This window comes from Mycoplasmopsis gallopavonis (assembly GCF_900660635.1).
Classification (GTDB): domain Bacteria; phylum Bacillota_I; class Bacilli_A; order Mycoplasmatales; family Metamycoplasmataceae; genus Mycoplasmopsis; species Mycoplasmopsis gallopavonis.
Map to the genome: position 1 here is coordinate 260,103 of NZ_LR215032.1, position 22,252 is coordinate 282,354.

Annotated in this window: 18 protein-coding genes, 1 pseudogene and 1 riboswitch; of the genes and pseudogenes, 4 read left to right on the forward strand and 15 right to left on the reverse strand. The window is 27.2% G+C overall.

Annotated features, from left to right (window positions below):
* Positions 1-20 precede the first annotated feature (20 nt).
* The 4 genes from EXC53_RS03465 to EXC53_RS04330 all read right to left on the reverse strand — a co-directional run bounded on the left by EXC53_RS03465 (position 21) and on the right by EXC53_RS04330 (position 3,504).
* Complete coding sequence (locus EXC53_RS03465; protein ID WP_129724737.1) at positions 21-884, reverse strand: hypothetical protein; 864 nt, start codon at positions 882-884, stop codon at positions 21-23.
* The gene (locus tag EXC53_RS03470) at positions 847-2,910 is read right to left on the reverse strand and encodes a class III lanthionine synthetase LanKC N-terminal domain-containing protein (protein WP_129724739.1); all 2,064 of its coding nucleotides are present in this window, start codon (positions 2,908-2,910) and stop codon (positions 847-849) included. Before EXC53_RS03470 ends, EXC53_RS03465 begins: the two co-directional genes overlap by 38 nt.
* A 21-nt stretch (positions 2,911-2,931) precedes the next feature.
* On the reverse strand, positions 2,932-3,105 hold the full coding sequence (locus EXC53_RS04235) for a hypothetical protein (RefSeq protein ID WP_165261055.1): 174 nt from the start codon (positions 3,103-3,105) through the stop codon (positions 2,932-2,934).
* 264 nt (positions 3,106-3,369) lie between these two features.
* Positions 3,370-3,504, reverse strand: a complete 135-nt coding sequence (locus EXC53_RS04330) for a hypothetical protein (protein ID WP_268926795.1) — start codon at positions 3,502-3,504, stop codon at positions 3,370-3,372.
* A 49-nt stretch (positions 3,505-3,553) separates the two neighbouring features.
* On the opposite strand from EXC53_RS04330, the gene EXC53_RS03475 reads away from it, so the two are divergent.
* Positions 3,554-4,768 (forward strand): IS3 family transposase, encoded by a 1,215-nt coding sequence (locus EXC53_RS03475; protein ID WP_129724513.1) that lies wholly within the window; start codon positions 3,554-3,556, stop codon positions 4,766-4,768.
* On the opposite strand, the gene EXC53_RS03480 is transcribed toward EXC53_RS03475, so the two are convergent.
* From EXC53_RS03480 to rpmG, 3 genes are all read right to left on the reverse strand, one after another.
* Positions 4,745-5,599 (reverse strand): alpha/beta fold hydrolase, encoded by an 855-nt coding sequence (locus tag EXC53_RS03480; RefSeq protein WP_223214516.1) that lies wholly within the window; start codon positions 5,597-5,599, stop codon positions 4,745-4,747. The two genes, EXC53_RS03475 and EXC53_RS03480, sit on opposite strands and share 24 nt — an antisense overlap.
* Positions 5,580-6,644, reverse strand: a complete 1,065-nt coding sequence (locus tag EXC53_RS03485) for an aminopeptidase P family protein (RefSeq protein WP_119572344.1) — start codon at positions 6,642-6,644, stop codon at positions 5,580-5,582. Before EXC53_RS03485 ends, EXC53_RS03480 begins: the two co-directional genes overlap by 20 nt.
* Positions 6,645-6,752: 108 nt before the next feature.
* Entirely contained in the window at positions 6,753-6,905 is a 153-nt protein-coding gene (rpmG, locus tag EXC53_RS03490) for a 50S ribosomal protein L33 (protein WP_119572343.1), read from the reverse strand.
* A 37-nt stretch (positions 6,906-6,942) separates the two neighbouring features.
* Between rpmG and EXC53_RS03495 the strand changes: the two genes are divergently transcribed.
* Positions 6,943-8,157 carry an IS3 family transposase gene (locus tag EXC53_RS03495; RefSeq protein WP_129724541.1) on the forward strand — a complete coding sequence of 405 codons (1,215 nt, stop codon included), beginning with the start codon at positions 6,943-6,945 and terminating at the stop codon, positions 8,155-8,157.
* Between the two features lie 112 nt (positions 8,158-8,269).
* Here the strand turns inward: EXC53_RS03495 and EXC53_RS03500 are convergent, their stop codons facing one another.
* Complete coding sequence (locus EXC53_RS03500) at positions 8,270-8,740, reverse strand: L-threonylcarbamoyladenylate synthase (protein WP_129724741.1); 471 nt, start codon at positions 8,738-8,740, stop codon at positions 8,270-8,272.
* A gap of 401 nt (positions 8,741-9,141) precedes the next feature.
* Here EXC53_RS03500 and EXC53_RS03505 point away from each other — a divergent pair.
* Positions 9,142-10,769 (forward strand): annotated as a pseudogene (locus tag EXC53_RS03505) (IS1634 family transposase).
* A 261-nt stretch (positions 10,770-11,030) separates the two neighbouring features.
* Here the strand turns inward: EXC53_RS03505 and EXC53_RS04355 are convergent.
* The 6 genes from EXC53_RS04355 to EXC53_RS04245 form a co-directional block, all read right to left on the reverse strand.
* Positions 11,031-13,478, reverse strand: coding sequence for an ATP-binding cassette domain-containing protein (locus tag EXC53_RS04355; RefSeq protein ID WP_119572124.1), 2,448 nt, complete (start codon positions 13,476-13,478; stop codon positions 11,031-11,033).
* Positions 13,465-14,520, reverse strand: a complete 1,056-nt coding sequence (locus tag EXC53_RS03515) for an ABC transporter ATP-binding protein (RefSeq protein WP_119572123.1) — start codon at positions 14,518-14,520, stop codon at positions 13,465-13,467. Before EXC53_RS03515 ends, EXC53_RS04355 begins: the two co-directional genes overlap by 14 nt.
* Positions 14,521-14,537: 17 nt before the next feature.
* The gene (locus EXC53_RS03520) at positions 14,538-15,953 is read right to left on the reverse strand and encodes an ABC transporter permease (protein WP_119572122.1); all 1,416 of its coding nucleotides are present in this window, start codon (positions 15,951-15,953) and stop codon (positions 14,538-14,540) included.
* Between the two features lie 3 nt (positions 15,954-15,956).
* On the reverse strand, positions 15,957-17,108 hold the full coding sequence (locus EXC53_RS03525) for an ABC transporter permease (protein WP_119572121.1): 1,152 nt from the start codon (positions 17,106-17,108) through the stop codon (positions 15,957-15,959).
* A gap of 78 nt (positions 17,109-17,186) precedes the next feature.
* Positions 17,187-20,039: an OppA family ABC transporter substrate-binding lipoprotein gene (locus tag EXC53_RS03530; RefSeq protein WP_119572120.1), complete on the reverse strand. Its 2,853-nt coding sequence runs from the start codon at positions 20,037-20,039 to the stop codon at positions 17,187-17,189.
* A 282-nt stretch (positions 20,040-20,321) separates the two neighbouring features.
* A riboswitch (Lysine riboswitch) is annotated at positions 20,322-20,489 on the reverse strand.
* Between the two features lie 669 nt (positions 20,490-21,158).
* Entirely contained in the window at positions 21,159-21,332 is a 174-nt protein-coding gene (locus EXC53_RS04245; protein ID WP_165261063.1) for a hypothetical protein, read from the reverse strand.
* 19 nt (positions 21,333-21,351) lie between these two features.
* Between EXC53_RS04245 and EXC53_RS03535 the strand changes: the two genes are divergently transcribed.
* Complete coding sequence (locus EXC53_RS03535) at positions 21,352-21,579, forward strand: hypothetical protein (protein ID WP_129724743.1); 228 nt, start codon at positions 21,352-21,354, stop codon at positions 21,577-21,579.
* Between the two features lie 219 nt (positions 21,580-21,798).
* On the opposite strand, the gene EXC53_RS03540 is transcribed toward EXC53_RS03535, so the two are convergent.
* Entirely contained in the window at positions 21,799-22,179 is a 381-nt protein-coding gene (locus EXC53_RS03540; RefSeq protein WP_129724745.1) for a dihydrofolate reductase, read from the reverse strand.
* Between the last annotated feature and the right edge of the window lie 73 nt (positions 22,180-22,252).

Sequence of the window (22,252 nt, forward strand, 5' to 3'; positions counted from 1 at the left end):
GAATGTTAATTTTTATTGTCCTAGTTTATTGATCCTTGTTTTAATTGCGGTAATTTTAAAACAATAATAACAAGTAGTGAAATCGAAATCATTCATGAAGCATAAATGGCAATCAAAATAGTGATTGTAATTGAAAATAAATAAAATAAAGTTGAAAAAATTTCACTTAAAAACAAATGAAAAGCATACAACTTTTGCATTTGCGGAACTTGACTTAAAACCTCTTTTTCCATTTCCTGACGATATGAAGTTTCTAAGCTTCCAAAATTATCATTAATTGCATCAGAAAATAGCATTTTAGCAGTTTGAAGCGTAATTTTTCTTGGTTTAGTTTGAATTGTTGCTGCAAACTCAGCAGTTTTAGACATTAAAGCTTGAAAAACTAACGGTGCAAGCGACACAAGAATAATCAGAGGTAATAAATAGGCTAAAATAATTGGACTTAAAATTGCTAATGAAATTAAGATTGCTAAAAAATTCACAATTTCATTAAATAAATTAGTAAAGACTCCAATATATAAGCTCAAAATTGTATGATATTTAGTAAAAGCTAATGTTTTACCTTCTTTAGTTGCAAAAACATATTTTGCAATATTTTTTGATAAATACTCTTTGATAAAATTGCCTAAACCAAATTTAATAAAAAAGTATTCTGAAATTCAATACATAAAATTGGTAAGAAAATTATGAAGAATCACAAAAGACATAATTAAAAGTAAAAATCCAAGTAAAGTGTAAATTTCTTTTCAATTAGCTTGTACTTTTAATGATTCCAAAAAGAGATTAAAATATCTAACTTCAAAATAAATTAGTAAAAACTCTAAAGATCCAAAAATTAAGATAAAACTAAATAGAGCTCAATATTTTTTCAGGACTGGTTTCATTTTTTCCTTTCTTTTTTAATATTTTTAAATAAATAAATTTAGCAAGTTTAAATTCAAGGTAATCATTTTTGCTAATATAATTTTGACTAATTAAAGTATTGTTTTCATCAATAAAAAACGCTAATTCATAAATTATATTTTGAGCATATTCTAAATAACTTTCATTTTTAAAAACCCTAGAAGCATTATATAAAACAAAACTAATTCCTAAATTACCATTATAAAAATCTTGTTTATAAGTATGTTTATTTGCAATTGCTTCAAGATATTTTTGAATCAAATTATCAAAATAATTTGATTTATAAAGAACTTTGAAATAAAGCAATAAATTAATAAGTAAAGCTAAACCTTTATCTAAATAAGGTGAATAATAATTGTCTACTTTCACTGCGTATAAATTATTTCCTAGTTCATGAACATGAGTATTGATAAAGTTTTCAAAAGCAGTAATTAAAAATTTAGTTTCCTTCTTTTTACCATTGAATAAAAGCATAATTAAACTTATAAAATCTTTTTCCAAAGAATTAGAGAAATTATTTTCTATATTAACAAGCGTTTTGCTTAATCAAAAGACTTTTTTCAATCGAACAAATAAATCAAAATTGAGAGTAATATGACGGACTATCTCTAAAAAGGAATCTAAATCTTTTCTGTTAGTTTGATTGGATTTAATAGCCATTTTTTCTAATAAATAACTTTCAAGTTTTCTATTCTGTCATTTTTTAAAACTTACATATTTAGGTTTTTGCTCTAAAAGTTCAAAAAGCTGTTGATTTGAAAACTTTTGATCTAACAACAATTCTTTAACTAAACCATAAAAATCAAAGCTTAAATTAATTTTACTTGTTAGAAATTCAAAATATTTTAAAAACATAACTAGTGAACTATTAAATTCTACAAAAGTGTCTAGATCGACTAATAAGTTCGCTAAAAGTAAACCGAGTTTAAATTTTAATGGTTCTTTTGGAGTTATTGCAATTTTGCATTCTTTATTGCAAACTGCCTGAATTTTAAAATTAGCATCTGTAAAATAACCGTGTTCAAGATCGATTAAATAAAGTTTTTTATTCAAACGATCGTAACTAAAATTCGAAAGTGCAAAATCATTAATTTGATAATTTTGATTTTTTGTAAAAGAATAAATTGCAAGAAGTTGTTCACAAATATCTTTGAGTTCAGTTTCAAACTCTTTTGGAATTTGATTTTGAATAAAGATTTTATAACGTTCTTTTCAAATATTTAAAGGAATACCTGATTTAAATTCTCAAACATAGAAATAATCATTTTCAAGCTCGAATTTTTCGATAAATTTCGGGACAAACGATGCATTTAATTTAACTTGATTAGCTACTTCGTTTTCTCTTAAATCAATACTTGAAAGATTGTTAGAAGAATATGAGAAAGCTCTTGCTTGCTTAATAATATAATTTTGGTTATTTTCAATAGATCTTGCAAAATAAACACTTGAAGTTGTTTTCTCTTTAATTAAAGCTTTAATTTCATATTTTCCATTAAGTAGAAAATTATCATTAATTTCAATTTGCTCTTGAAGATCCTCGATTCCTAGTGGTAAATTAAATACTCTTCGGTTATCTTGATCTTTATTTGGAACATTAGATCCGTAACGATAAAATAGAACACCAGAATCTTTAAATCTTCGATCACCTACGATTGTTGGTCCTTTTATATCTTTTAATAAAAGATATAAATCGTCTAAAATTTTACGAGCATTTGAATCTAAATAAATTGTTAAAAATTTAAAAGCATTTTCCAAATTTGTTTGATCTGTTAAAAATGAAAAATAAGTCGCACTATCTTTAACAAATTTAAAATTGAGTCGCATATTAATTAAATATTCAAATACCTGATCTAAAATAAAATCACAATTATCTTTATCTGCACTAATATGAATTTTTCATCCTTGCTCAGGGACTTTTGATTCATTAGTTTTTAAATATGTAAAAATTTCGTCGCTATGAATTGTATAATCATGATTCACTAAACTTAGTCTTGATTTTATAAACATAAATTCAAATTTCCTTTTTAATTATTTATCAGAATAAATAGGACAATAGAAAGTGATTTTAATATTAATTTTAAAAAGTAAATCTAATTGATTTGAATACTCACTTTCCATTAAGTTTAAATAAGAATTTGCATATTCTTGTGTTTCTGATAATAATTCAACATTTGCAAATTGTTGATTAATTGTTTGTAACATTTTTAATATTTCCTTTTTTAAATAAATAAGTTTGTTATGAAAAAATAAAAAATGAGATAACTTAGCATTATCTCATTTTAGAATACTTAACTTTTTTAATAATATTTCTTCTTCTAAATTAAAAAGTATCCTAAGATAAGCTAATGCAAAAAAGACGACTACGTTTAATAATCATTTTGTTCTTAAAATTCTTTTTTGCATTAGTTCTTCTCATAACACAAGTATTATAGCAAAGAAAAAATAATTCAAAGTTTTTTTTTTTTTTTATAAATCTTGAAGAATTAGCTTAGCAATAGTCTTTAAATCTTCCATTAATTGATTTAATAAATTAGGTTCTCACATTGAATGGCCTGCATCATCAACAAAAGTAAGATGAGAATTTGGAAGTTTTTGATGCAATAAATAAGCACCAATTAAACTAGGACAATAAAAATTAACATTCCTTCGAATGTTAATTTTTTATATTTTTAAAGGAGAAAAAATGGGAAAACATTTTACAGAAGAACAAGAAAAAGAAATTTATAATACATTTTTTCAATTAGGTAAAAAGGATGCGATTGAACTGATGTATAAATATGGTGCAAAAGCAAAAGATAAATATGTGAAAGCGAGATTACGAAGAATATTAAAACATTATAATTTTAATATGAATAAAAAACCAAGAAAGCCTGGAACCGGTAGGTCAAGAAAAGCGAAAGAACAAGATATAAATTGAGACATTTTTACACGAGAAGATTTAATTGAAATTGCAAAAAGATATAGAGAAATTACAAAAGATAAATTTAAAACAGAAAAAGTTCAAGAGGCATCACATATTAATATGGCTTCGTATAAACTTGCTATTTTGTTGTATCTTTGTAGACAAACAATATCCAAACATAAAAGAAATAATTTTGCTCCTAGAATTAAATCCAGAAAAATAAAGTACCAAGACTTGATTATTGATTCATTTAAACAAAATAGATCTAAATATGGTAGACAAAAATTAAAATATTTTATCTTAAAGCACTATAAAATAGACATAAACGAAAGAACTCTGGGAAGATATATGAATGCCTTAGGTTTATTTTGCAATGTCAGAAAAAGAAAAAAACTAAAAGAAGTAAAGAATACATCTGTCATAAAAGAAAACATTGTTAATAGAGATTATAATGATGTATATAACAGAAATATATATGCTACTGATGTAACATATCTTCCAGCGACAAAAGATGCAATAAACAATAATGTTTATCTTTCAGTAGTAATTAAACATAAAACTAAAGAAATAATTAGTTTTTCTCTTTCTAAATTTAATGATTCCAAATTAATTTACAAAACATTTGAAAATGTTGATTTTGAAAAAAGTTTTATATTACATTCAGATCATTGCTCAACTTATACATCTGATGATTTTTCTCGTTTTATTCAAAATAAAGGTGGAATAATTTCACTTTCAAAAGTAGGAAATAGTTTAGATAATAGAGTTGTGGAATATTGATTTTCAAATTTAAAAACTGAATTAATTAGAGATTTAAATATCAAAGCTATGACTTTGAGTGAACTAGAAAAAGTGATATCTAATTATGTTCATTGATACAATAAATTTAGAATTCAATCATGTTTGAATTGAAAAACCCCATACGAATATAGTATGGGGCTATCCAATTTGATAAATTGTTAATTTTTTCTGTCCTAGTTTAAATTGGTCTTGTATCAATATCTTGTCTTCCATGAGCGATAAAAATTGGTAAGTGTTTAATTTTGTCTGTATTTTCAAGAATGTAATTGTCGCTTGGTAAAAAACTTTTATTAACAAAATAATGACTTTCAAGTAAAGCAATTTGATACTCTCAACCTTGATATGGTTCTTCCTTAAATTTCGAAACACTGACAATAGAGCTTTCTCAATTACTAAATTTTTTATTGCAAGCTTCCTTAATTCTTCGGGTATTGTAGGATTTATAAAAAGTTGATAATATCTATTTAAAATCTTGTCGCTACCTGGATTATGTTTATTAATAAAATTTTGGTATTCAGCAAAATAATCAGGAGCAAAAATACTTGCTCCATTTTCTTCATAAAGAAAATCAACATCTTCTTCCCGAGCTAAAAAAACACCTCTAAGAAGCATTGCTAAAACTTTTTGTGGATGATTAATTGCATAAACTAATCCCAAAGTTGTCCCTCAGCTGCCTCCAAAAATCACTCATTGATCAATTTTTAAATGTTCTCTAAGTTTTTCTATATCACTAACTAAATAAAAAGTTGTATTATTTTTTAATTCCGCAAATGGTAAGCTCTTTCCTGCTCCTCTTTGATCAAAAAGAATAATTTTATAAATTGAAGGATCAAAAAGTTGTCGTGTTTGTGGAGAAAAAGAACCACCTGGACCACCGTGTAAATATAAAATGGGTAATCCGTTAGGATTACCACTTACTTCATAATAAATTTGATGAATTTCATCAACTTGTAAATAACCTTGTTGATAAGGATTAATCTGGTTGAATAACATAGCCGTTGTTTTCTTCTGGTCTAGAAAATACATAGTGTCCAGTTTCTGTGACTAAAACATCATCTTCGATTCTTGCTCCACCTAAACCTTCAATATAAATTCCAGGTTCCACAGTAATAATCATACCTGGTTCTAAAACAACTTCTGAACGAGCAGATACAGATGGTAATTCATGAACATCAATACCTAAACCATGACCTGTTGAGTGTAAAAAGTATTTTCCATACCCTTTATCTTCAATATACTTACGACATACTTGATCGATTTCTTTTGCTTTAATTCCTGGACGAACAGCTTGTCTTCCTGCTGCAGCTGCTTCTTTGACAATTTTTAAAATTTCGACCATTTTAGGATCTTTTGCTTCTTCTCCAAAAATAGTTGTTCTTGTAATATCCGCTGTATATCCTTTGTATTTTGCTCCAAAATCAACTTTAAGTAATTGACCTTTTTCGATTTTACGGTCAGTTGGGTGATGATGTGGTTCTGCACTTGAAGGACCAATTGCAATAATTTCATCAAAACCTTCTTTTTCTGCACCGTGTTTTTTTAATAAGTAATTAAGTTTAGCGGCTGCTTCTTTTTCAGTCATACCCTCTTGAATTTCTGACATAAATTCAGAATATGCAGCTAAGCTAATATCAATAACTTTTTGCATTTTTCTTAATTCTGATTCTGATTTTAAAATTCTAAGTTCTTGGGCATCAACTCATTCAATTTGTGCATTTCCGATTCATTTTAAAATTCTATCTTGAACAGCTTTTGTTAAGTAATTCTTTTCAAGTGCAACTTTCTTGAAATTACGTTTACTAAATCAATCTTGAATGCTAGTTCCTTCAATTAAAACAATTTCTACATTTTTTGCATGATTCTTAGCATATTCAATGTATCTTGAGTCCACAAATAATGTTGCTCGATCTTTTTCAATTGCGATAAATCCATCGCTTGTTTGCACTTCTGCATATCATAATCTTGTTTGAGGAGCTTCTGAAATTAAAACTTCTACTCCTAATTCTACAAACATTTTATCTAATTTTTGTCTATTCATTTTACTCCTTATTTTTATACTATCTTGTAATTATAGAAATTATAATATTTTTTAATTTAATCTTGGAAAAATAAAAAAAGAATAGCTATCGCTATTCAATTTAAATTATTATTTTTTCTCTCTGTGAATTTGTTGAGCATTACATTTTGAACAATATTTTTTTAATTCTACTTTATCAGGAGTATTTTTTTTGTTTTTCTTTGAAATGTAATTCTCCATTTTACATACTGTACATACAAGTGTAAAACCTTCTCTTGCCATAATTAAACTAGGACAATAAAAATTAACATTCCTTCGAATGTTAATTTTTTATATTTTTAAAGGAGAAAAAATGGGTAAACATTTTACAGAAGAACAAGAAAAAGAAATTTATAATACATTTTTTCAATTAGGCAAAAAGTATGCAATTGAACTTATGTATAAATATGGTGCAAAAGCAAAAGATAAATATGTGAAAGCAAGATTACGAGGAATATTAAAACATTATAATTGTAATATGAATAAAAAACCAAGAAAGCCTGGAAGTGGTAGGTCAAGAAAAGTGAAAGAACAAGATATAAATTGAGACATTTTTACACGAGAAGATTTAATTGAAATTGCAAAAAGATATAGAGAAATTACAAGAGATAAATTTAAAACAGAGAAAGTTCAAGAGGCATCAAATATTAATATGGCTTCGTATAAACTTGCTATTTTGTTGTATCTTTGTAGACAAACAATATCCAAACATAAAAGAAATAATTTTGCTCCTAGAATTAAATCCAGAAAAATAAAGTACCAAGACTTGATTATTGATTCATTTAAACAAAATAGATCTAAATATGGTAGACAAAAATTAAAATATTTTATCTTAAAGCACTATAAAATAGACATAAACGAAAGAACTCTAGGAAGATATATGAATGCCTTAGGTTTATTTTGCAATATCAGAAAAAGAAAAAAATTAAAAGAAGTAAAGAACACATCTGTCATAAAAGAAAACATTGTGAATAGAGATTATAACGATGTATATAACAGAAATATATATGCTACTGATGTAACATATCTCCCAGCGACAAAAGATGCGATAAACAATAATGTTTATCTTTCAGTAGTGATTAAACATAAAACTAAAGAAATAATTAGTTTTTCTCTTTCCAAATTTAATGATTCAAAATTAATTTACAAAACATTTGAAAATGTTGATTTTGAAAAAAGTTTTATACTACATTCAGATCATTGCTCAACTTATACATCTGATGATTTTTCTCGTTTTATTCAAAATAAAGGTGGAATAATTTCACTTTCAAAAGTAGGAAATAGTTTAGATAATAGAGTTGTGGAATATTGATTTTCAAATTTAAAAACTGAATTAATTAGAGATTTAAATATCAAAGCTATGACTTTGAGTGAACTAGAAAAAGTAATATCTAATTATGTTAATTGATACAACAAATTTAGAATTCAATCATGTCTGAATTGAAAAACCCCATACGAATATAGTATGGGGCTATCCAATTTGATAAATTGTTAATTTTTTCTGTCCTAGTTTATAATAGCTCCTTTATTTTAATTATTGTTAACAATCTTTGTATTATTATAAACTAAAAAATCAAAATTTCAAAGAAATTGTTAGCTAGTTTAATTTAACGCTTGATAATTTTGTTAGTATCTAAATTATAAATTGTGCTCGGCTTTCCTGATGGTCTTCCAAAATCATAAAATTGACTAACATCCGGAAAAACTTTCTTAGCTTCTTCAAGACTTAATGGAGCTTCTCCTGAAAGATTGCAGCTTGTCATATATAATGGTCCGTTTTGAAGTAAAAATTCACAAAGTAAAGGTGAATTCGGCATTCTAAAACCTTGGTCATTAATGATAATGCTATTTGCTCCTGGTCATAACTTTTGTGCCATTAAATCTGCTTTTTCATTTCATTGTCAAAAAGTACGTGCTTGCTCAATTGAACCGACTAAAATCATTATTTTTTTATTTATTGGACGTTTTTTTAATTCATAAATTTTTGAAAGTGCTTCTTCATTAATTGGACCACCAATTCCAACAACAGTATCAGTTGTGCAAATCACAATCTCAGAATATTTTGCTTTTAAATTCATTAAAATTCCTTAATTAACATCATTTTAAAATATTTCTTAAACTTAAAGAAAGTTAGTAGTAAATTTATAATATCACTTTCACTTAATTTTAAAATTAATTTTTCAAATAAAAAACCTTCCAAATTAAGGAAGGCTGTTCTTAACATCTAGCTTTACGCTCTCGATGTCGGCTCATTGTTAATATTATATCTTAATTACTAATTTTTTTAATATCAAGATTAAATTTGTTTGTTCATTCGTGTGCTTGTTTATCTGTTGCGTAAATGAAGTGATCTTCCTGAGTTTCCAAGTTGAGCCTATTTTTTAGGCTTATTTTTTTATACATATATCAAAGATATATGACCTAAAGAAAAAAATGTTTTTTTACTTACATTACACACATAAAATGATATAATAAGAGCATGAGTTACAGTTTATGCAAGAAAAAACAAAATGGAAAATATTATTTAGTTTTAGCTATTTCTAAAGGTTTTAAAAAAGGTTATGGAAATCAGATTGGTCTAGGGTACTGAGAAGATATCAAAGAAAAGTATGGATTATCTTCAATTGAAGATATAAAAGAAATAGCAAAAAAGTAGATACATCTTTAGATAAAACTGTTGCAAAAGAAGAGTTTTTTAAATTATTAAAACCTACTTCTGTAAAAACAAGTATCCAAAATATTGGAGTTGATTTAATTTATAAAGTTATTAAAGAATTAGATTTATTTTCGGCATTACCAAAAAGTAAACATAAATCGTTAGAAGAGGTTTTGGAATTTTTCATAGCAACTAGAATTATCCTTCCAAGAAGCTATATGTCACAATATAAAAATAAAAGTGATTTTATAAATGATATTAATGTTAAAAAATCATCAATATATAACTATCTTGATGTTATTTTCGAAAATAAGAATTCTGTTTTAGTCAATTTATTTCAAAAAATAAATGAATTCACAAATCGTAATAATAAAGTTTTTCACTTCGATAACACAACAGTTTATTTTGAAAGCTTTACAAGAGAAGGAATAAGAAAAAACGGTTTTTCAAAAGACGGAAAACACAATGAAGATCAAGTAGTCATAGCAATGGCTGTAGATGAAAACTGAATACCAATACACTATAAAGTGTTCCCAGGTAACACGGCTGATGGTAAAACAATGTTATCCTTCGTTTTAGAACTTCAATCAATCTATAAAATAAAGGATATTATAATAGTTGCAGATCGTGGAATAAATAACAATGCAAACTTACGTTTCCTAGAACAAAAAGGAATTAAATATATATTCCAAAAAAGATTAGATACATTAAGTATTGGGATGAAAAAATTCATTCTTGAGGACAAACATTATGTTTTTAGAGATGAAATGTTTTGGAAAGAACAAATTGTTGAATCTGTTTGAAACAAAAATAGATTTAATGGTAAATACAGAAAATGATGTGTGTTTTTCAGTCCTGGGAAAAAGACTTTAGATAAATTAAAAAGAAATAATTTTATTGATAAATTGAATAAGAAAACTGTAAATGGAGAACTCCCACTTAGTTCTTTAGTTCCAGAATATAAAAAGAAATACATGGACATTGATGGCAAAACAGTGGGTAAATTAAATTGAGAGAAAATTAAGAAAAAAGAATCTGAAGATGGTTTTTACATTATTGAAACCAATATTTTAGATTTAACACCAGAAAAAGCTAATGAAATTTACAGAAAACAATGAAAAGTAGAAGAAAATTTCAAAACATTAAAATCTTCTTTACAAGTTAGACCTGTTTTTGTTCATAATGAACAGCATATACTTGCACATCTTTTATTATGTTTCATTGCTCTTGTTGTTTTAAAATACTGTCTTTATAAATTAAAGAAATATTATGAAATCAATGGAGAAATACAAAAAGTGACGTTAGATTTATTTGTGGATTCATTAAGAATGATGACTATAACAAAAAAAGAAGTAAATGGAAAAGTGGTACAAGAAATAATTAATGATTTGGATGAAAACCACAAAGAAAATATAAAAATTTATAAAGATTTTATCGCATGTATGAGTTAATTCTATGTGTGTAATTTTAAATGTAAAAAAACGAATACACCTTATTTATAGATGTATTCGTTTTTTATAGCGTCTCAACTTGGAAACTCAGGATTTTAAAATATTTCTTAAACTTAAAGAAAGTTAGTAGTAAATTTATAATATCACTTTCACTTAATTTTAAAATTAATTTTTCAAATAAAAAACCTTCCAAATTAAGGAAGGCTGTTCTTAACATCTAGCTTTACGCTCTCGATGTCGGCTCATTGTTAATATTATATCTTAATTACTAATTTTTTTAATATCAAGATTAAATTTGTTTGTTCATTCGTGTGCTTGTTTATCTGTTGCGTAAATGAAGTGATCTTCTTCTGTTTCAAACACAAACGGAATATTTGGATATTGTTGATCAATTAAATAATCAGTTTCAAAACTTACATCCTTAAATTTCTCATTTGCATTTGAAATTTTTGGAATTGCTTTAAATAAGTTAATTGTATAAGGATGAAGTGGTTTTTTGTAAATTTTTTCTGTTACACCAGATTCAACAATTTTTCCAAGGTGCATAATTTGAACACGATCTGCTATATATTCAATCATTGAAAGATCGTGAGCAATAAAGACCATTCCGATATTTTTCTTTTTACATAAATCTTTGAGTAAGTTAACAACTTGAGCTTGAATTGAAATATCAAGTGATGCAATTGGTTCATCAGCAACAATAACAGACGGCTCTGTAATTAAAGCACGAGCAATAACGATTCTTTGACGTTGTCCACCACTAAATTCGTGTGGATAACGGTAAGCAAATTGTTTTAGTAAACCTACATCCTCTAAAGCTTTATAAATTGTAATTTTAGTAAAAAGTTGTGATAAACGTCTGTTTCTTCAAGGTGAAAGTACTAAATTTGCAAATGTACGTAGTTTGTGACTGTAAAGTTTAAGATCAAGAGGAGACACCCCTAAAAGTAAGTAAATATTACTAATATCTTTTTTAACATAAACCATTTCAATATCAAATGATTTATTGTTATCAAGTTTATCTTTAACATTAGTGTTATAAACTTTTAAGTCAATGCTTTTTTGAGATAGCATATCTTTTAAATGTGCTATTTCTTTTGCGTTCTGACTTGCTTTTTTCTCACTTTTCATTTTTTTGATTTGAACCTTAATTGGTGCTAAAACTTCTTTTTTGTAAAATTCAACAAATTCTTTATGAATTTGAAAGAATTTTGTCATTTCTTCACGCTCAATATTTTTTAAATCTTTGAGAATTCTTTTTTGTTCCTGAATTTGTTCGTTGTAATCGTCAATTCTTTGTTTATAACCCTCAATATATTTAGCAAGTTCTGTTTCGAAATTTGTTTGAGTAGCTTGAAGGTGATTTTTTGCAGCTAAATAAGCTTCTTTATTTTTAGCTGGTTTATCAAAGAATTTCACAAAAACTTTCTTAAATAAAGTTAAACCTTCAATTTTACTTGCGTTTAATTTATGATGAAATTCTTTTGCTCTTTGTTCTGAAAGCTCAAAATATTTTCCTCAATCAAATTTAAAATTCTGAGAAATTTTAGTTTTAATTAACTTAATGCTTGCTTTTTTAGTTTCATCTACTTGCAGCTCTTGTTTGTAAAAATCACTAGCGTAAACTTGAAGATCATTCATTAAGTCTTTGAGCTCATTAAAATCTAAATATTTTAATTTTGCAAGCTTAGATTTAATTGCTTTCTTGATAAAAAGATTAATACGATAAAGTTTATATTTATGGAAGAAAAAGTTTAATGAACTTGAACTAAATCCTTCATTTTTATGAATATCCGATTCATTTTTAAATTCAGAAATAAAGTTACGAAGTGCGTTTTTTGCGACAGCTTTAAAATCTTTTTGATAACTAGCTATTTCACGGTAATTAGCAAAAGATACTTTAAGTTCAGCTTTTGCTTGGAGATAATCTGCACTACTTCTTTGCAATGCTTGTAATCTTTTAAATTCTCTTTGAGCATTTTGAAGTTCAACTTCATCTAAATCAATCTTTTGTTCACGATAATCTTTTTGTTTAGTTAAATAAAGATCAATTAATTTTTCTGTATTTTGATACAAGTTATTAATAATAATTGAATTAATTTTGCTTTTTTGCTCTAAAAAAGCAAAGTAAGAGTTAAATTGATCGTCAAGAGATTCATTTGCTTTAAAACGATCGATCTTGACACTTTGTCATTTTTTAATAAATGGACCAAAATGTTGGTTTGAAATTCTAAGATTTTCAAGTTCTAATTTTAGAGCTTCCTCTAAAAAGGTATAGTGAAAGTTGTTTGAAACAGAATTTCAATCAACTTTAATATCATTAACTTTTGATTTGATAATTCCATTAACCACAAGTGGTTCTTTTAAAATAGAGAAAATATTGTTTTGACCATTTAAAGCCGCCATAGGGTCTTGAAAGATCATTTGAATATTTTTACGCATGAATTTATTACGTTTTTTAGAAATTCTTTTTCCAGAAATAATTTGATTGTCAAGTGTTACAAAACCACTAAAATCATCATAAAGCCTTAATAATGAACGACCAACGGTTGTTTTCCCACTTCCTGATTCACCAATTAAACCAACAATTTCCCCTCTTTTAACATTAAAACTAACATTATCAACTGCTTTGTTAACAAAATTACCGTTAACGAAATATTTTTTAAGATTTGAAATTTCTAAAATAATGTCTGATTTATTCTTTTGCATCATCAAATACCTTTCTAAAACTTTCTAAACGATGAATTAACTCTTCTGGTAATTCTACCTTTGGAGCTTCAGGGTGTAAAAGTCAAGTTGCAGCTGCATGAGTTTCGCTAATTTTGAAAAGAGGCGGTTCTTTAATAAAGTCAATTTCTAAAGCATAGTCATTTCTTGGTGCAAAAGCATCTCCAAGAGGTAAGTTTGACATATCCGGAGGGGTACCTTTAATTGAATAAAGGCGATCTTCTTTATTTTCTGGAATAGCAGAAATTAAAGCTCATGAATAAGGGTGAGCTGGTTCTGCGAAAATATCACGTTTAGTTCCTTTTTCGACAATTTTTCCAGCATACATAACATAAATATAATCACAAAACTTAGCAACAACTGAAATGTTGTGACTAATTAAAATAATTGAAATATTCATTTTTTGACGAATTTCTTCAAATAGAGCAAGTACCGAAGCTTGAACAGTTGGATCAAGTGCGGTTGTTGGTTCGTCAGCAATAATTAGTTGTGGTCTAAGAGCAACAACCATAGTAATTACAACACGTTGTTTCATTCCACCACTTAGCGTGTGTGGATAACGATCGAAAACTTGATCTGCATTTCTAATTCCAAATTGAGTTAAAAGTGAAACTAAATATTGACGTTTTTGAACATAAGGTTTATTTTTTCAATCAAAGTTTTTATTTAATGCATCAAGTAATTGTTTACCAATTTTACGAGTTGGATTAAGTGAAGTAAGTGGATCTTGTGGGATATAACCAATTCTATGTCCACGAATTGTTTGTCAAAATTTATTTTTTTTAGATTTTGTAAGATCGACACCGTCAATTGTCATTTCATCAGCCGAAATAAAAGCATTATCATTAATATTTAAAAGTGATTTAGAAGTAACACTTTTTCCACTTCCTGATTCACCAACAAGGCCAACTATTTGACCTTTTTTAATATTAAGGTCAACCCCACGGACAATTGTAATAAATTTATTACGTCCTGTTTTGAAGCTAACTCTTAAATTTCTAACACGTAAGAGTGATTCTGACATAAATGCTCCTTTCAAACTTATTTAACTTTAATAACTCTTGGATCCAAGGCGTCATGAATACCAATTGCCATAAAGTGTAATGATACTGAGATAGATAATAAAATTAATGACGGTAAAAGTAAGATTCAGAAGTTGTTTCCAGCTTGCGAAACAGCACTTGAAAGAAGTGCTCCTAAATTGGCATTATCACCTTTAAAGAATCCAAGGAAAGCAAGTGAGGAAACAGAAAGAATGATTCCAGGAATTCTTGCTACATAGCTGTTTGCAATTTTACCAATAATAGCAGGTAAAGCATGTCTATAAATTAATCTTAATTTTGATGCACCAACGGATTTACTTGCAGTAATAAATTCTGAGTCTTTAACTGTAATAATGAAAAGTCTTGTTCCCCCAACTGAACCAGTTCAACCTGTGAAAACTAAGGCTAAAATTAATGTTAAATCACTTGTTCCAAATGTTGAAGCAAAAAGTAAAAGTCAAATTAATGATGGTGGTGCTTCAAAGATTTCAATTAAACGCATGATAATTGTATCAACTAATGAACCTGCATGGAATCCTAAATATGAACCAACTGCAACACCAATGATTGTTTGAATTGTTGCAACAATTAAAGCAAGACGAATTGCGTTTCAAGTTCCAATTCATGATGAAGTTCAAATATCAACACCAACATTATTAGTTCCTAAAATTGATCAAGGTTGTAAATTTGGATTTTGTGGATTTAAATTTTGAATTTCTCTAACAATTAAAGCAGTTTGATCTTGTGAAGTTGAAAAAGGAACTTTTGAATTGCTAAGTAAAGTTAAAACATTGTAAGCTTCATAAAATTTATATGAATCAATATACACTTCCTTAGCTTCCCTTGTAACACCAGAAGCATCAATAATTGTAATTGGGACTATTTTAATCGCAGAACCTTGAACACCTACTGGTTTGATAATTTGATTAAAAATATAACCGCCATAATACTGCTCTTTAATTTCTCTTAAAAATTCTGAATATTCAGTTTGAGTGCTAAAAAAGACTTCTTTTTTGACTCAAACATTATAACTTGGAGGTAAATTAATAGTTTTAGGTGTCCCTAGAATACTTTTAGTAATTAAATTTCCGTGTTCATCTCTTAAAAATTGGTTAGTAACTGGATCTCACTGTGGAATTTTATAATAAATACTTTTTGAAATTGAATTGTTTGAATCGTATTTACTATATAAAGTTACAAAAATTGAAGTTAAAAGAACTACTAAGAAGATAATTGTAAAAAAGACTGTTGAAGGATTTTTAAAAAATCTCTTCGCAATTTCAATTGGTAATTTTTTTGGTTTACCAGCGATATTCACAAAGTTTTTTTGTGAATTAGGTACTCTTTGGAAAAGCTCTGGAGAACTATTTTTAATTTTTAAACCATATTTTTCATTAAATTCTTTGGTTGTCATAAATTAATTTTCTCCTTTCTTTCCGTGTATTGCAAGTTCTTTAAAGGCTTTATTTCTTTCAAAATAAGCAGAAACAATTGCTCTAATGCTGTATTTTGAAGTGGATCCGTATTTAATTCTCGGATCTAGAATTGTATAAATTATGTCGACTATAATTGTTGTAAATAAACCTAATGTTGTAAAGAATGCTGTTGAAAACATTATTAAGTTGATTTCGCCATTTGGGAACGACTGAGCAAGTACCTGTGATGTTCCAGGTACTTTTCAATATGTTTCAATAACAATCCCACCAGATAAAAGCCCAATGTATGATGGGATAATAATTGCAGCAAGTGGAATTGAAATATTTCTGAAAACATATTTAAAGAAAATTTCGCTAGTGCTTAATCCTTTAGATTTAGCTATTAAAACATAATTTGAAGTTAAAACAGATACAACTTGGTTTCTTGCATATGAAATATAAGCTGAAAGAGAACCAAGAACAATAATTAAAATTGGTGGAATTCATGAGAGAATAATTCTATTTCATCCGTGAGCAATAATATCTGTTTCAGAGAATGGGTTGTAAAAAATTGGCGGAACATTAACTGATAATAAAACTGAAATTAAAATCGGAGCAATAACAAATGATGGTAATGCAATAAAAATTAATGAGAAAAAGTTAATCACAACATCAAATGTAGTACCTCTTTTATATCCAGCGATAACCCCAAGAATAATCCCAAAAATAGCACTAATGATAAATGAAGGTAAAGTAATAATAATTGAGAATTTTAAATACTTAAAGAAATAATGCGGAATGCTATCAGCTCCTGCTGTAATTAAAATTTGCGGATTATAAGGAAGTCCAAATGGTGCATTTTTGTTGAAAATATCTTTAAATCAATATAAAAGACGCACAAAAGGATTGACCTTTAAAGTAAATCAATTATTTTTATAATCTTCATAATTGACATTTGGGGTAAGATGAAGTCTTACGGATTCATCAAAAAGTGCACGCTTAGCTGACTCTGATAAATTATTTGATTGTTCATTTTGAAGTTTCTTCACAAATGGATTTTCTGTGAAAATTGCAACCGAAAGATAAACAACTAAAATAATAATCAGCAGTGTTAAAATAGCAAAGAAAATACGTTGTGAGATATATTTTAGCATGCTTGCTCTCCTTTCTAAAAGCGAAACAAACAATTAGCCAAGCTAATTGTTTGCCATTGATATATTAATTAATTTTAATTATGAACCAATTACTTGTTTTTTAATTCTAATATTTGATCTATCAAGGTTATTATCAGAAACGCTTGGTGAAACGTAACTTGGGTTACCAATTACAGGTACAAATGAATCTTTTAAAATTCCTGTAAGGGCATCAATGTGTACTCCGGAAATTTGAGCAAGTTCATTAGTGAGTTCTAAGATTTCTTTTTTGGTTATTGCTCCAAATTCACCGTTTGTGTATCTTAATCAGAATTTAGCACTTAATAAGTAGAAACTTTCTGGTTGTGTTTGTGCAATTTCTTCTGCTGTTAATTTTACTGTTTGACCATTAACTACTTTTTGAGTTCCAAGGATATCTGATAAACGAGCGTATTGTTCGTTTGTTAATTCTCCTCATTGTGAAACAGGTATTGAGAATTTTGTTACACCTTCTTTTTCAACAAATTTTTTGTATGCCTCAGCTGCTGAAGCTGTTCTTGGGAATGAAATTGCTAATTTAGCTCTTGCTTCATCGTTGTAAGCAAGCACACCTAACATCGGAATTACTTGTGCAGTAGCAGACATACCATCAAGACCTGAACCAATTCCATTGTAGTCATAATGTCATCCTATAGTACTTTGGAATCTATTTCCAAATCAATATTCTCTTCATTGAGCATCTGTTGCTGCTTTTGCGAATGTTGCGTGGAATCTACCTTTTTTATCTAAAGCATTTCATGTTTCGACAACTTTTTCAAATGATTTTTTAACTGTATCTTGAACGTTAACGAATCTGTAAAAAATTGGAAATTCTAATTTTGTTGTTGCAGGTGTATTAGTTGAAGCATAAAATCTATCTAATAAAGCAGTAAATTTCTCTGATAAAGTATCAAAAGCTTCGGATTTAATTTGATCCGCACTATTTTTAGTTCTTGCATTTGTTTCAGAAGGAGAAATTTCTGTTCCAAGACCGTTACCTAAATCAATTCTTTGACCTGTTTGTCCATCGACTGCAAATAAAGTATTTAATAATTCATAACTTGATCTTGGTGTATTTGGTGCTGAATGATCGTTTACGTTATTATTAATTTCTGAATCTGGTGCAACTGGAACAAGTCAAGGTAAAACATCTGCATTAGGTTTTTGGATTGATGAAACCTCTTTTCAGTTAATAGCAGCCCCTAAAATTGTTCTAAATTCTAATGAATCACCTGAAATATAGTTTAAAACTGATGTTTTTTGGTTAAAAATTCCTTCTCTAGCTTGTCCGTAAATTAATCTTGAAAGAAGATCTGAGAAATTATAATTTGGTCAAGTAGCTGAGTCGTAACTAACATCTGGCGTCATTGTATATGTTAATCTTTGTGTATAAGTTGTTTTATTCTCTGATTTTGCATATGTTAAACCAAATTTTTGAGTATTTCCTTCTACTTCTGCTTTTTGAGCTGTAGTTAATGTAGAGAAAGGAACAGTGGCATTATCACCTGATTTATATTGGTTTCATTGTTCGGTTGCAAATTGTGTTTCTTCAACTGTTGCAACTTGATATCTTCTTTGGAATTGTTTTACAACATATTTATTTTGTACATATGCTTGATCAAAATAGTTTGGATTTAATTTCATTGAAAGAACATATGTTTCTGTGTTGTATCCAAGTGGATAGTATTTACCTGAATATAAGGTGTTATCTATTTGTGTTCCGTATCAGTAAACTCCAAGTTCTTTAGCAAGACCTGTTGCTTCTTGTTTAATTTTATTAACTAATGTTGTTGTATCAATATCTTGTTTTTTAGTTCTAACAATAGGTTGATCTTTGTTTTCAACCAAATACTCATAAGGAACTGGTTGGAAGTCATAGTCAGCAAAGATCTTAGTTAAAATTTCATAAAAGTTTGTGCTTTGAGATTGATCTAATCTATTTCAAACAAAATATGAGTTTTGCTCTGCGTCTGTTCTAACTCATGCTTCTCTATTTTCAACATTTCCAATTTGGAAGTTAAATAAATTGAAAAGATATTCGTTATTAAATTCTTTATCGTCAGCAAAATCTGTTGCTTGAATTAATAATTTTCTAGTTTCAGCATCTAAGTCTGCTGTTCCACCTAATCTTCTACGGTTAGATACACCTGATAAATAGGTTCTAGCAAGACCTGCTCAGAAGTCATTTGCAGTCACTTGATATTTAGTTTTTTCACCATTTTGGTTAACTCAATAAGCATTCTTTCTAATTCTAAATTCAACTTTTGAAGCTTTATTTAAGTCTTCTACAAAAGTAGCAGAGTTAATAGATCTTGGATTTTGAGAAGTTGCATTAACTACTGTATTTGAGTAAAATCTTCCATTAATATCTGGTTCTGGTGTAACTTCCGCTTCTTCTGAATCATATGTTTTAACAGTTCCGTCTGGCAATGTAATTAAAATTGCATCAGCATATTCAAATTTCATTTTTTCAACACTAGGACGTAAAATTTGTTTTTCAGAAACTTCTGTTCCATCATCATTTGTTGTTTTAACAACTCTAAAAATTGTTTCACCAGAAGATTCTAATGAAAGAAGTCCTCCTTGAGCTAAATCTTCAATTCTACCTAACTTTCCACCTGATGCTAATGAATGATCGTATTCAAAATCTTCTGCTTGATAGACAAGATTAATTAATGTTCTATAGTATCCTTGTTTTGCTAACTTAGAAAGATCAGCATCAACTGGTGCATTAATAACACTATTAATAAAGTTTAAATCTTCTTGACGTTCTTTGCTAAGTGAAGTATCTCCACCTTTACCAGGATTTGTAGGTGTTGTTTGTTTTGTTCCTGTTCCACAAGCAGCTGATAAAGCAATTGCTGGCGTAGCTGTTGCTAAAAGTGAAGAAAGTAATAATCACCTTTTTTTCATAAGTAAATCTCCTTTAAAATAAATTAAATTTCTCTTATATAAATTTCTTAAATTAGTTCAATCAATTTTAGTAGAACTATAAAATATACCACCACATGTTGAATCACAATCAATTAATTAACCTAAGTTCTTGAATTTTTCGCTAAAAAACTAAATTGATTTTGAATTAATTTAAAAAGATTAAATAATAAATTAGTTTTTGAAACAAAAAAGCTTTGTAGCCTATAAAACTACAAAGCTTAATTTAATATTATTCTTATGAACAACTCAAAATTAACTTAGTAATTCTATAGCACCAATGGTTCAAACCAAAGAGTAGAAATCTTTTATGTTTTTCTACCAACGCTTAAAATTGCCACTTTAAGCATTTCGGCCTTTATATCCTTTCAATAAGTTCCTAGCATGCCTGCTCCCTTATTTACTCTTATTAAAGGCTCCTCTATAGGAGGAACATAAACAGATTTCATTACCATCTGTTTATGTTTTTTGGACAGACAGCAATATTAAAGAATGGTTTTAATATTAATTCTATTAAAACGCATAATGTCTTTAATAATCACTGTCATCTTTCTTTGTTTCATGTAAGTAGTATAACCCAAAAAAATATTTTTCCAAGAAAAAAGCAGTGATTTTTTTAAAAAAATAATTAAAAAATAGATCAAACATGAATTGATCTATTTTTTTCAAAACAATAAAGCTTTTAAAACTGGTTTACTTTTTAACTCGGATAAAGTAATAAAAATATTGATTGCTAAAACAATTGAATTTAAAACTAAGAAAATTTGAAGAATTATTTTTTGTGAGCTCAAATTAACATTAATTAAAATAGTAAGCAAGATCAATAAAATCAAATTCAAAAGAGTGAAGCTCAAAATAGAAAATTGATTAATTAGAAATTTTCTTTGTCTAGTTCACATAAAAAGAATAAAAAAGCAAAGAATAAAAATAACTAAACAAAAACTTGTCAAATAAAAACTATAAAGCGAAAAATTAAATAAGTTCTCGCTAAGCGACTTAGCACTAAAAGCTTGAAGAAGAAATAAAGAACCTATTAAAGCTAAAATAGAGCTTAGTAGTAATAATAAGATATTTGTTCGAACTAATTTAGATAAATTCATTTTAACCTTTCTTTTTCAAACTAATTAAATATGCAATTCCAACTGGTGCAAAAACTATTTGAATAATTCCTGAAATTAATAGAAAAATATAAAGTAAAAGATAGACATTGCTATTAATAACTTGATTTGAAGAAATAAGTAAAATCAAAAAGATAAAAAGACTTAAAATTTTCAAATACCCAAAAATCCAAAGAATGACTTTAATAAAACCTTGAACTGGTCTAAAAAGCCAAAAAGCACAGAAAAGTCAAATTAAAATTATCAAATTCAAAACAAAACCAATTAAAACTAGCACAAATTCTAATTGACTTAGTTTATTCGGTAATGAAGAATTAAAATTAATTAAACCAAAAATAGAATTTGTAAGTGTAAAAATAGAAAGTCATGAGAGTAAAACAAAAAATCATAAAAAGTGTTTGTAATAATTATTTCTTTGCTTCATAAATTCTCCTTTGTTATCTTATTTTAATACTTTCTTGATAAAAACTCTGCTCTTTTTTGAATAAACTCCTCATCAAAGCTTGCGTCATACTGATAAATATCAAAGTCATCACAACTTTGATATTTATTCTCTTTTTGCACTATTTTTTGATGGAGTAAATCAAAGTAAACATCACCTTGATAAGTATTTTTAATTAAACTTAATCAAATTTGATCTGCTCAAAATAATATCTAGTATAAATTTCCTTACCACCACAAATAAATAAATTCTCTTTTGAATTTTGAAAACTTAGAAAAAGACTAAGCATTTCTTGCTCGGTATAAATAATTAAATCTGCTTGATTTTTTAAGTTTAATAATTGTTCTTCAGTGTTATTAAGTCCTATGAGAGATAGAATAATTTTACGATCTTGCTTTTGAAAATTAGAAGGCAGAGATTTGAAAGTATTCAATCCAAAAAGCAAAGTTCCTTGCTTTGTCATTTCAAAAAAGAAAGCAAGTTCACTTGGAATATTTCAAGGTAATTTGTCTCCTTTCCCAATAAGACCATTTAAATCGCTTGCATAAATTAATTTAATCATTATTTAATGATATAAAAATTAATTAAAAAACACCTTAAATTATTAAGGTGTCCTGCGTTTCCAAGTTGTAATG